11 protein-coding genes are annotated in these 11,869 nt (G+C 67.7%); 6 read left to right on the plus strand and 5 right to left on the minus strand.

Annotated features, from left to right (window positions below; translation table 11 throughout):
• The first annotated feature begins 114 nt into the window (after positions 1–114).
• Genes ABZ345_RS24330 through ABZ345_RS24355 form a run of 6 tightly spaced genes read left to right on the plus strand, consistent with a single transcriptional unit; the run spans position 115 to position 6,485 of the window.
• The gene (locus ABZ345_RS24330; RefSeq protein ID WP_359852862.1) at positions 115–483 is read left to right on the plus strand and encodes a polyprenyl synthetase family protein; all 369 of its coding nucleotides are present in this window, start codon (positions 115–117) and stop codon (positions 481–483) included.
• Positions 484–541: 58 nt separating this feature from the next.
• Positions 542–811 (plus strand): hypothetical protein, encoded by a 270-nt coding sequence (locus tag ABZ345_RS24335; protein ID WP_359852865.1) that lies wholly within the window; start codon positions 542–544, stop codon positions 809–811.
• Positions 805–1,788 carry a polyprenyl synthetase family protein gene (locus ABZ345_RS24340; RefSeq protein ID WP_359852868.1) on the plus strand — a complete coding sequence of 328 codons (984 nt, stop codon included), beginning with the start codon at positions 805–807 and terminating at the stop codon, positions 1,786–1,788. The genes ABZ345_RS24335 and ABZ345_RS24340 overlap by 7 nt, the downstream gene beginning before the upstream one ends.
• Before the next feature lie 54 nt (positions 1,789–1,842).
• Positions 1,843–2,490 carry a zinc-binding dehydrogenase gene (locus ABZ345_RS24345; RefSeq protein ID WP_359852870.1) on the plus strand — a complete coding sequence of 216 codons (648 nt, stop codon included), beginning with the start codon at positions 1,843–1,845 and terminating at the stop codon, positions 2,488–2,490.
• A 33-nt stretch (positions 2,491–2,523) separates the two neighbouring features.
• Positions 2,524–4,662, plus strand: a complete 2,139-nt coding sequence (locus ABZ345_RS24350) for a molybdopterin oxidoreductase family protein (protein WP_359852872.1) — start codon at positions 2,524–2,526, stop codon at positions 4,660–4,662.
• 41 nt (positions 4,663–4,703) lie between these two features.
• Positions 4,704–6,485 (plus strand): AMP-dependent synthetase/ligase, encoded by a 1,782-nt coding sequence (locus ABZ345_RS24355; protein WP_359852874.1) that lies wholly within the window; start codon positions 4,704–4,706, stop codon positions 6,483–6,485.
• Between the two features lie 184 nt (positions 6,486–6,669).
• Here ABZ345_RS24355 and ABZ345_RS24360 read toward each other — a convergent pair whose 3' ends face one another.
• The 5 genes from ABZ345_RS24360 to ABZ345_RS24380 are packed head-to-tail and all read right to left on the minus strand — an operon-like array spanning position 6,670 to position 11,672.
• Positions 6,670–7,653, minus strand: coding sequence for a LacI family DNA-binding transcriptional regulator (locus ABZ345_RS24360; RefSeq protein WP_045314629.1), 984 nt, complete (start codon positions 7,651–7,653; stop codon positions 6,670–6,672).
• Between the two features lie 50 nt (positions 7,654–7,703).
• Positions 7,704–8,471: an ABC transporter permease gene (locus tag ABZ345_RS24365; RefSeq protein ID WP_359852877.1), complete on the minus strand. Its 768-nt coding sequence runs from the start codon at positions 8,469–8,471 to the stop codon at positions 7,704–7,706.
• A 53-nt stretch (positions 8,472–8,524) separates the two neighbouring features.
• Positions 8,525–9,415, minus strand: coding sequence for a sugar ABC transporter permease (locus ABZ345_RS24370; RefSeq protein WP_359852880.1), 891 nt, complete (start codon positions 9,413–9,415; stop codon positions 8,525–8,527).
• The gene (locus tag ABZ345_RS24375) at positions 9,412–10,482 is read right to left on the minus strand and encodes an ABC transporter ATP-binding protein (protein ID WP_359852883.1); all 1,071 of its coding nucleotides are present in this window, start codon (positions 10,480–10,482) and stop codon (positions 9,412–9,414) included. The genes ABZ345_RS24370 and ABZ345_RS24375 overlap by 4 nt, the downstream gene beginning before the upstream one ends.
• Positions 10,479–11,672 carry an extracellular solute-binding protein gene (locus ABZ345_RS24380; protein ID WP_359852886.1) on the minus strand — a complete coding sequence of 398 codons (1,194 nt, stop codon included), beginning with the start codon at positions 11,670–11,672 and terminating at the stop codon, positions 10,479–10,481. The genes ABZ345_RS24375 and ABZ345_RS24380 overlap by 4 nt, the downstream gene beginning before the upstream one ends.
• Between the last annotated feature and the right edge of the window lie 197 nt (positions 11,673–11,869).

Consider the following 11,869-nt stretch of genomic DNA (forward strand, 5'->3'; position numbering starts at 1 on the left):
CGCGTGCCAGTGGTTCGATCCCGCCACCCAGTCACACACCGCTGTGGCGCAACGGAACACCGGATCGCCCTCCCGCAGCGACGCGACGGCATCCCGCAACGCTCCCGCGCGTTCGTGGATCAACCGAACTGTGGCGCCAACGGCCTCGGCGAGGTCGACTGGACCGCGGTCAGCACCACGATCCTGCTCGGCGACCTGTGCGAGGCGTGGTCGGCGCAGCTGCTCGGCGGGCTCGGCGCGGCGGCGCTCGAACAGGTCCACCAGATGCGCGAGGACGTGCTGATCGGACAGCTGCTCGACCTGTGCGGCGCCGCGCAGCCGTTCGAGGTGATCCACTACAAGACCACGCAGTACACCGTGCACAGGCCGTTGCGGATCGGCGCGGCGATGGCGGGGGCGGACGACGACGTGCTGGCCGCCTGCACCGCCTGCGCGCAGCCGCTGGGGGAGGCGTTCCAGCTGCTCGACGACCTGAGGACGTGATCCCGTCCGGTACCCGCCGACCCGCCCCGGCGATCTGCGCGAGGGCAAGCCGACGGTCGTGCTGGCCCGAGCGATCGAGCGCGCCACGCCGTCCCAACGCGACCAGCTCATGCACCTGGTGGGGGACAGGCACCTCGACGACGAGGGTGTGCGCACCGCGCAACGGTTGATCGCCGAGACTGGTGCGGTGACCGAGGTACGGCAGATGATCGTGAACCGCAGGCAGCAGGCGCTCGACGTGCTCGTGGACGCGCCGTTCCACGAGACGGGTGCGGAGGCGCTGAAGGTGCTGACGGATCTCGCGCTGCCGGGCGTGAACACGTGGTGAAGGTGGCTCTGCTCGACGACGCCCGCCGGGCTGTTGAGCCCGTGCTCAGGCAACGCGTCGACACCCTGCCCACCACCTTGAGGCAGCGTGCCGTCCACCACTTCGGCTGGGACGACCCGGCGAGCGGTACGGGCAAGGCCGTGCGGCCCGCGCTCGTGCTCGCGACCGCCCGAGCCGTCGGCGCCGGCCTCACCACGGCGCTCACCGTGGCCGCCGCCGTCGAGCTCGTGCACAACTTCACGCTGATCCACGACGACGTCCACGACCAGGACACCGAACGGCACGGCCGGCCCGCGCTGTGGACGGTCTGCGGCACCTCGGAAGCACTGCTGGCGGGCAACGCGTTGTGCGCGCTGGGGATCGAGACCCTGGCGGACCTCAACGGCGTCGGCCGGCTCGCGCGGTGCGTCACTGACCTGTGCGAAGGCCAGAGCATGGACATCGACTTCGAACAGCGCCAGGAGGTCGGTCTCGACGAGTGCCTGAGGATGTCCGCGGGCAAGACCGGCGTCCTGCTCGGCTGCGCCTGCGCCCTCACCGCCCTCAACGCCGGTGCCGGCGACGACGTGGTGCAGGCGTTCGACGACTTCGGCATCGAGATCGGTATCGCCTTCCAGTTCGCCAACGACCTGCTCGGCATCTGGGGCGACGAGCGGGCGACCGGCAAGCCCACCGGGTCCGACCTCTCCCGCCTCAAGAAGACCCTCCCGATCCTCCGCGCGTTGCAGTCCGGGACCGCGGCGGGAGATCAGCTGGCCGAGCTCTACGCGCACGGCGTCGAACTGGACGAGACCCAGACCCGCCGCGCCACCGCCCTCGTCGAACGGACCGGCGCCCGGCAGTGGGCGGAGTCCGAGATCCACCGCCGCGTCGACCTCGCGCTGACGTTCGTCGAGAAGACCGGATCGCCGGAACTGACCTCGCTCGCCAAGCTCGCATTCGTGTACTACAGGTCTCTGAGCAGCGCCGATTCTTAGTTGTCGTGGAAGCCGCACTACAGCCCACGAGCCGCAGAACGTGAGATGGGCTACATGCGCACAGCCGAGGCGGCCGACGAGGTCCGGGTCGAGGACGGCGGACGTCGCGTGGTGGTGGTCGCCGGCCGTCTCCACCTCCCGGTCTCCGCGGGTGTCACCGACGCCCAGGCGCTGACGCTGGCCAGAGCGGGCACCACCGCGTGGCACCTCCTCCGCACGTGCGCGCACCTCAGGCCGGGCGAGTCGATCGTCGTGCACGACGCCGCGAGCGAGGTGGGCGCGATCGCGGTCCAGCTCGCGCGCAGTTTCGCCGCCGGACGCGTGATCGCGACCGACTCCAGCCAGTCCCGCCGGCGCAGGGCGATGAAGCTCGGCGCGGACGTGGCCGTCGACGCCGATCAAGACGGTCTGGCGGAACGCCTGGTGAGCGCGAACGAGGGCAAACAGGTCGATGTGGTGCTCGATCCGGGTGGCGCGCTCAAGGCCTCGCTGGACGCCCTCGCGCCGTTCGGCCGGGTCGTCTGCTACGGCGCTGACCAGGACGAATCCATCAAGCTGACCGGTCTGCTCGGCGGCTCGCGCGCGGTCATCGGGTTCCGTTTCGAGCACACCCTCGAACGACCCGACATGATCGCGAGAGCTGTCAGTGAGCTGTTCGGGTTGACCTCGGCTGGGCGATTGCGTCCGATGGCAGAGGACTAGTACTCGTTGGTAACAAGCTGCTTAAGGGGACCCATGAGGACCGTGTTCACGACCTGCCCGCTCTGTGAAGCGACGTGCGGGCTGGAGCTGACGGTCGAGGGCGACCGCATCACGAAGGTGCGCGGCGACCGTGAGGACGACTTCAGCCGGGGCTTCATCTGCCCCAAGGGCGCGTCGCTCGGCACGCTGGACGCCGACCCGGACCGCCTGAGCAAGCCGTTGATCAAGCGCGACGGCGAGTTCCAGGAGGCGACCTGGGACGAGGCGTTCCGCTACATCGATGAGCGGCTGAAGGACTTTCCCGACCGCAATGCGATCGCGATGTACCTGGGCAACCCCGTGGTCCACTCGCTGGCCGGCGGCCTCTACGCCGGGCCGTTGCGCAAGGCTCTGAACAGCCGCAACGTCTTCACCGCCAGCACGGTCGACCAGATGCCCAAGCACGTCCAGGTCGGCCACATGTACGGCAGCATCTTCTCGATCCCGGTGCCCGACATCGACCGCACCGACTTCATGCTGGTGCTGGGCGCGGACCCGTTCTCGTCCAACGGCAGTCTGTGGACGGTCCCGGACGCGCCCGGCAGGTTCAAGGACCTGCAGAAGCGCGGCGGCAAGTTCGTCGTCGTCGACCCGCGTCGCAGCCGCACAGCGCAGGCCGCCGACCAGCACATCGTGATCCGACCGGGCACGGACGTGTTCCTGCTGCTGGCGTTGATCCACGAGCTGTTCCGGCAGGACCTGGTCGATCTCAAGGAACTCGCCGAGCACGTCACGGACCACACGGTGATCAGCGAGCGCGTCATGCCGTTCAGCCCCGAAACCGTTGCGGAACGCACGGGCGTTGAGGCTGACACGATTCGTGCACTCGCACAGCAGTTGGCCAGTGCGGAACGTGCTGCTGTGTACGGACGCATCGGCACGACGACCGTCGAGTTCGGCACGGTCGCGTCGTGGGCGGTCGACACGCTCAACATCCTCACCGGCAACCTCGACCGGCCCGGCGGCGTGATGTGGCCGCTGCCCGCGCACAGCAAGCGCGGACCGGGGCGGGGCAAGGGTTTCGGCATCGGCCGCTGGCACAGCCGGGTCAAGGGACACCCCGAGGTGATGGGGGAGTACCCGGCCGTCACGATGGCCGACGAGATCGAGACGCCCGGCGAGGGACAGGTCCGGGCGCTGTTCACGATCGGCGGCAACCCCGCGCTGTCGTTGCCGAACTCGGCGAGGGTGAACGAAGCGCTGTCCGGTTTGGACTTCATGGTCAGCGTCGACCCGTACCTCAACGAGACCACCCGGCACGCGGACGTCATCCTGCCGACGCCGCCACCGTCCCGGCGCGACCACTACGACATCGCGTTCCTCAACAACTCGGTGCGCAACGTCGTGAAGTACTCGCGCGCGGCCATTCCGTTGGAGGAGGGCAGGGTCGACGAGACGGACATCTTCTTCCGGCTCGCCACGATCTTCAGCGGTCTGGGTCCGGAAGCCGATCTCGGCGCCATCGCCGCGATGCAGCTGGCCGGGCTCAAGCAGCAGCTCGGCGTCGACTTCGAGCCCGAGGGCGAGACGCGCGAGGAACGGTTGCTGGATCTCAAACTCCGCACCGGCCCGTACGGGGTTTCGCTGCAACAGTTGCTCGACAACCCGCACGGCATCGACCTCGGCCCGCTCACCTCGCGGCTGCCGGAGATCCTGCGCACCGTCTCCGGGAAGATCGAGCTGACGCCTGAGCCGATCATGAACGACCTGCCGCGCGTGCTGATGGCGCTGGAGACGCCCGAGACCGACATGGTGCTCGTCGGCCGCAGGCACCTGCGCACCAACAACTCCTGGATGCACAACGTGCCCGCGCTGGTGAAGGGCAAGCCGTTGTGCACGCTGCTGGTCAATCCCGGCGACGCCACGCGAATCGGCCTGGTCGACGGTGCGACGGCTCAGGTCACCTCGCGCGTCGGCAAGATCGAGGTGCTGGTCGAGGTCACCGGCGACATCGCGCCCGGTGTGGTCTCGATGCCGCACGGCTGGGGCCACGACCAGCCCGGCACGCAGCTGACCGTCGCCCGGGAGCACGCCGGCGTGAACGTCAACCTCCTCACCGACGACCTCCGCATCGACCCGCTCTCGGGCACCGCCGTGCTGAACGGCACCCGAGTGCAGGTCGTGCCCGCCTGAAGATCCCCCCGAGGTTGCCACAATTGTCACTAGGAGCCGCCATGACCGCCGGAGTCACCAGCCCCAACGCGGTGCGATCCGTCCGCCGGATAGCCGACCTGCCGTTCCTCGCGGAGCAGGCTTACGGGGACGCGGTGGCGTGGCGGTTCAAGCAGAACGGCGAGTGGCGTGAGCAGACCTACGCCGAGGTCTCCGAGCAGGTGCTGGACCTGGCGTCCGGGTTCGTCCACGCCGGACTGAAGCCGGGTGACCGGGTCTGCGTGCTCGCGAACACGCGTCCTGAGTGGACGGCGGTCGAGCTCGCGGTGCTGGCGGCGGGCGGCATCGTCGTGCCGATCTACCCGTCGAGCACGTCGGAAGAGATCGCCTGGGTCGTGGGCAACTCCGGCGCGTCGATCGTGGTGGCCGAGAACGAGTCGCAGTGCGTCAAGGTCGAGGTCGTTCAAGCAGAACTTCCTGAACTGCGAACAGTGTTCACCATCGACCCGGCGGGCGACCGGCCGAGCGTGGCCGAACTGCAGGACACCGGCCGCACCTCACCGCTGGCGGAGGAGCTGGACTCGCGCCGTGCCGCGATCAAGCCCGAGGACCCGAGCCTGATCATCTACACCTCGGGCACCACCGGTCCGCCCAAGGGCTGCATCCTGACCAACGCGAACTGGGTCGCGCTGTGCCGTGTCGCCGAGGAAGCCCGCATCGACGCGATGACCGGCACCGTCTACCTGTTCCTGCCGCTGGCGCACGTTTTCGCGCAGATCGTCATGTTCGGCACGATGTACCGCGGTGGCGCGCTCGCCTACTTCGGCGGCGACATGACGGCGATCGTGCCGGAGCTGGCGGAGGTCCGCCCGACCTTCCTGCCTTCCGTGCCGCGGATTTTCGAAAAGATCTACACGTTCGTCACGGCCGCGGTGCCGCCGGAGCAGCTGGGTCAGGCGGTGACCCTGGGCCTCGAGGTGCGGCGCCGGCGTGCGGTGGGCGAGCCCGTTTCCGCCGAGATGGCCGCGGCGTTCGAGCAGGTCGACGCGATGTTCGCCAAGGTGCGCGCGGTGTTCGGCGGCCGGCTCGTGCAGGCGTTGTCCGGTGCCGCGCCGATCTCACGTGAGGTGTTGCAGTTCTTCCACGCGGCCGGCGTGCCGGTGCTGGAGGGCTACGGCATGACCGAATCCACCGCTGTGGGAACGATAAACACGTTGGAACGTTTCAAGCTCGGCTCGGTGGGAGCGTCCGGTGTGGCGGGCCTGGAGATGTCCCTGGGGGAGGACGGCGAGCTCCTGATGCGCGGCCCGCACGTCTTCGCGGGCTACTGGCGCAACGACGAGGCGACCGCGGCCACGATCCAGGACGGCTGGCTGCACACCGGCGACCTCGGCGAGATCGACGCGGACGGTTTCGTGACGATCACGGGGCGCAAGAAGGACATCATCATCACCGCGGGCGGCAAGAACATCGCGCCGGCCAACGTGGAGAACGTGCTGCGCCAGTCCCGCTGGATCTCGCACGCGGTCCTGTTCGGCGACCGCAAGCCCTACTGTGTGGCTCTGCTCACACTCGACGCCGACGAGATCGTGCCGTGGGCGACCGCGCGCGGCTTGCCCGGCGATGTCGAATCTTTGGTGGGTCACCCGGACGTGCGAACGCTCGTGCAGGAAGTTGTTGACGAAGCGAACTCGCACTTCGCCAGTGTTTCCCAGGTGAAGAAGTTCGGCCTGCTCAGCCGGGATCTGTCCCAGGAGGAGGGCGAGCTCACCCCCACCCTGAAGGTCAAGCGCAACGTGGTGCACCGCGTTCACTCTGGGTTGTACGAAGGGCTCTACGAGTAACCCGTACGTACGAGAAATCCAAAAACAGGTACATCCACCCTGGCGGATTCGGTCCGGGCAGGGCAAAGTGGAGAACCAAGCGGCGCTAGGCCCCCTCCCCCCTCGGGCCCAGCCGCTTCGCGGCCCCGGCTCACGGCGTACTCCCCCCAGACGCCCTTGCCGGGGCCGCCTTGCATCTCCAGCCCTATTTGCGCGGCGGCGTCGTCGTGCCGCGCACGATCAGTTGGGTTTCCGCCACTATCTGCGGAACTTCCGTGTTGTCCGAGTCGAGCCAGTCCAGCAACAGGTTCACGGCCGTGCGTCCTGCCTGCGCCACAGGCATTGCCACCGTTGTCAGCGCGGGCGAGCACAGCGCCGCGTACGTCAGGTCGTCGAACCCCGTCACCGACACGTCGCCGGGAACGGAGATCCCGCGGTCCCGCAGGCGTGCCAGCACGCCGAGCGCCATGATGTCGTTGTAAGCCACGATCGCGGTCGTGTCGGCCGCCACGGCGAGATCAGCCGCCTGCAACCCGCCCTCGTAGCGCGGCGCGAACGGTCCGAGATCCACCAGGTCCACGCCGTGCTGGGCAACCGCTGACATGAGCCCGCGGCGACGCTCCTGGTTGGACCAGGAGGTGCGAGGCCCGTTCAGGTAAGCGATCCGCCGGTGTCCCAACGCGACGAGGTGGTCGATGATCGCGTGCATGCCTCCCGCCGAGTCCATCAACGCGGCGGGCACGCCGGGGAGGCGCCGGTTGAGCAGCACCAGCGAGGTCGCGCCGGCCACCTCGTAGACCTGCGAGTCCTCCAGGCCGGGCGCACACAGCACGACGCCGTCGACCTGCTTCGCCATCGCGTGCACCAGCTTGGCCTCGGCGACCGGGTCCTCGTCGCTGTCCGCGACGAACACCGCGTAGTCGGCCTGCATCGCCCGCGCCTGCACGGCCTTGAGCACGCCCGTGAAGAACGGGTTGTCGAGGTCCGGCACGACGATGCCGATGTTGCCGGTCTTGCCGGTGATCAGCCCTCGCGCCGCCCGGTTGGGCTGGTAGCCGAGGTCGGAGGCGGCAGCCAGCACCCGTGATCTGGTCTCCGGGCGCACGAGCTCGGGAGATGTCAGCGCACGCGAAACGGTGGCGACCGATACGTGCGCCCTGCGAGCCACGTCGCGGATGGTGACTGCCACTTGTACCTCACCCTCAACTGCCGGTTGAAACAATCATGACGGGTCAGGCGTCAGGAAGGTTCTTTGAGTCTGGTGACGAGCTGCGTCGGGTTCACAAACCTAAGCGCAATGACCAACAGGAGCAGCATCGACCCCGTGTAGATCACGGCCATGGAGTCGACCATCTGTTGTGGTCTGATGCCCGCCGACGACATCGCCTCGTACAACGAGACCACGAGCGTCTGGCTGGTCGGGCCGGCCGTGAGGAACGTCAGCTCGAACATGCCCACCGTCCGCACGAGCACCAGGATCGACGCCGCCAGAATTCCCGGTACGAGCAGCGGGGCCAGTACGCGGGTGAAGATGGCGAACGTGTTCGCCCCGCACATCCGCGCCGCCGACTCGATCTTCGTGTCGATCTGCTCGATGAACGGCGTCATCGTCAGCACCACGAACGGCACGGCGGGCACGAGGTTCGCCGCGATCACGCCGAACATGCTGCCCGCCAGGTGGAACTTGTAGAGCACGGTGGCGAGCGGGATGCCGTACGTCATCGGCGGCATCAGGATGGGCAGCAGGAACAGCACGTTGAGCAGCTTCTTGCCGGGGAAGTTGCGACGTGCCAGCGCGTAGGCCGTGGGAACTCCGATCAGGACGGAGATGACGACGACCGCGATCGCGACCTGGAAGGTGACGCCGAGGACGTCCAGCAGCCGGTAGTCGCGCCACGCCTCGCCGTACCACTTGCCCGTGTACCCGTCCGGCAGCCACGAGCCGAACCAGGTCTCGGCGAACGAGTTCGTGACGACGGCGCCGACGATGCCGACGAGGTTCAGCATGAAAAAGATCAGAGCGCCCCACGTCAGCCACACAACAGGGCGTGCGGTGAGCCTCATCCCTTGCCTCCCGTCGCGCCGCGGTAGAGCGTCGTGCGCCAGATCAGCACCACGCCGATCACGATCAGCATCACCAGCGCCATCAGCATCGCGATCGCCGAGCCCATCGCGAAGTCGTTGTCCCGCAACGCCGTCTCGTACGCGGCGATCGACATCACGTGCGTCTCACCGGCCGGGTTGCCGACCATGACCGCACTCGGGAACACCGAGAACGCGAGCACGAAGCTGAGACAGAACGTCACCGCGAGACCCGGTGCCAGCAGCGGCATCGTGATGGTCCGGAACCGTTGCCGTTTCGAGGCACCCAGCGTCGCCGCCGCCTGCTCCAGCGTCGGGTCGATGCCCGACAGGTACGACAGCGTCAGCAGGAACGCGAACGGGAACCCGGTGATGATCAGCGAGAACAGCACGCCCCAGTAGTTGTGGGTGAGCTTCGCCGGTTCGTCCGCGCCCAGTGCCAGCAGGACGCGGTTGAACCACCCGGTCGGGCCGAAGAACGCGAGGAGTCCTTCGGCCGTCAGCACGGTGCCGAGGGTGATCGGGACGACCAGCAACGTGGTGAGCGCTCTCTTGCCCCGGAACCGGCCGCGCATCCGGAACGCGATCGGGATGGACGCCAGCACGTTGAACAGCGCCGCCGGCAGCCCGAGCCGCAGGGTGATCCACACGGTCTCGGCCAGGTAGTCGTCCTGGAAGAACGTGATGTAGTTCTGGAACGGGCTGCCGCCGCCCTTCGGCTGGAACGACAGCTGCAGCCCGTACAGGAACGGGTAGACGAACAGCAGCACCACGAACACCGCGCCCGGCACCAGCAGCCAGAGGACGCGGTCGACGCCCTTCTCGGCCAGCCGGTGCTTGAGCGACGCCCGCTCCATAACGGCGGTCATGCGAACACCAGCACGCGTTCGACCGGCACCTTCAAGATGATGGTGTCGCCGGGAGCCAGTCGAGAGTTCGTGCGGACGTGCAGCGGCGAGCCGTCCCTCAGCCGAGCTTCGACGGCCTGCTCACGCCCGTGGTACTCGACGATCTCGACCACCGCCTCGAGCGTGTTCTCACCAGCCTCGCTGACGACCGTGAAGTCCTCGGGCCGGACCGCCGCGACCGCCTTCTCGGTGAGCTCTTCCCGTTTGACGCCAACGAGTTTCACGCCGTCCTCGGTGTGGACGGTCGTGTGCTCGCCGTCCTGTGAGGAGACGGAGACTCCGATCATGTTGCGGTAGCCCATGAATCCCGCCACGTACCGGTTGACCGGGTGCGCGTAGACCTCCTCGGGCGAGCCGACCTGCTGCACCTCGCCCAGCCGCAGCACGACGAGACGGTCGGCCAGGGCCAACGCCTCCTCCTGGTCGTGCGTGACGTAGACGGTCGTGAGGTCCAGCGACTGGTGCAGCCGCCGGATCTCGGTGCGCATCTCGAGCCGCAACGCCGCGTCCAAGTTGGACAGTGGTTCGTCCATCAGCACCAGCGGCGGCTCGAGCACGATCGCGCGCGCGATCGCCACCCGTTGCTGCTGGCCACCACTGAGCTGCGCCGGGAACTTGTGCTGGTGCTCCTCGAGCTGGACGAGGCGCACCGCCTCGTCCACCCGTTTGTTGAGCTCGGCCTTGGACGTCTTGCGCATGGACAGGCCGAACCCGATGTTGCGCCGCACCGACATGTGCGGGAACAGCGCGTAGTTCTGGAACACCATGCCGAAGCCGCGCTTCTCCGGCGGCAGGTCGTCGATGCGCTTGCCGTCCAGCGTGATCCGCCCGCCGGTCAACGGCAGCAGCCCCGCCAGGCAGTTCAGGGCCGTCGACTTCCCGCACCCCGAAGGCCCGAGCAGGGCGACGAACTCGCCGCCCTTGATCGTCAGGTCCATGCCCCTGAGGGCAACGGTGTCCCCGAACGCCCGCTGCACGTGGTCCAGGTGCAGCTCGGCGAACCGTTGCCCGGAGATGTGAGGGCTCATTTCTTGCCGATCTCCCTGTCCCACCGCTGGAACGCCTTCACCTGCTGCGCGGCCGGAAGCGAGGTCTCCTTGGGGTTCTCCTGGATCAGCTTGTCGTACTCGGCGCGCCCGAACTTCGCGATGGCGTCCTGCGACTCCTGCGGCGCCATCTTCAGCGTCACGTCCTTGACCGCCGGGCCGGGGTAGAAGTAGCCCTTGTCGTACGCCTTGGCCTGCTGCTTGGCGTCCAGCATGAACTTGATGAGCGCCAGGTTCGCCGACAGCACGTCCTGCGACACGCCCTTGGGCACCACCGCGTAGTGCGCGTCGGTCACCCAGTGGAAGCCCTTGAACGTCGCGATCTTCATGCCCTCGGGCACCGAGCCGAGCACGCGCGGGTTGATGTCCCAGCCGGTGGTCGACGCGACCATCCACGACGTGCCGTTCGCCAGGTTCTTCATGACGTCCGTGGTGCCGCCGGGGTAGTTGTCCACGTACTGCCCCAGGTCCTTCAGGTACGCCCAGGTCTTGTCCCAGCCCTTCTCGGGGTCCTTGGGATCGGTGTCACCGAGCAGGTACGGCAGTCCCATGAGGAACGTCCTGCCCGGACCGGAGTTCGCCGGCCGCGCGTACTGGAACTTGCCGGGGTGCGCCTTGGCCCACTCCAGCAGTTCGGCAGGAGACGTCGGAGGGGTCGGCACCTTCGCCGGGTCGTACTCCAGCAGCGGACCCGCGGGGTAGTAGGTGACGGCGACGCCCTGGCCCTGGGCGAGCTTCTGCATCTCCCACGCGGGCGGGAGGTAGGTCTTCTCCAGGTCCGGCAGCTTCGCCGAATATCCGGGGAGCAGTTCGAAGACCAGTTTCTGCTCGATCACCGACGACAATCCGTCGGTACCGGTCAGCACGAGGTGGGTCTGGGAGGTGCCGGAGTTCTGCTCGGCCTTGAGCTTGCCCGGCATGTCCGGCGCGGTCGCCTTGGTGTAGTTGACCTTGCTGACGTACTCGGGGTTCGACTTCACGAACTCGTCGATCATGCCCTGGGTGAGCTGCAGGTTGCCGGCCACGTCGAGCACGTTCAGCTCGACGGGTTTGGACGGCTTGTCCGGGACTGTGCTGGGCGCGTTCTGCGCCTGCGGGGTCTCCGGTGCACCACACGCCGTGACCACCAACAGGGCGGGGATGACGAGCTGTAACTTCCTTGTCCAGCGCATCTCGTGGCTCCCTAACTGACTCTGGACCTGGCGCTCGAAAACGTTTACGGTTTTTCTGTAACGGTCGAATGCCTACACCTGATCTCTGTGGCTCGTCAACAGATTGGGCCAGAGTGCAGCAGGGCATTCCTCCGATGACTGGCCCGCCGCCCGGTCGAACGCAATGCCGCCGCACAACCCATCCCCAACGAAAGTGG

The sequence above is a fragment of the Lentzea sp. NPDC005914 genome, from assembly GCF_040629405.1.
GTDB lineage: Bacteria > Actinomycetota > Actinomycetes > Mycobacteriales > Pseudonocardiaceae > Lentzea.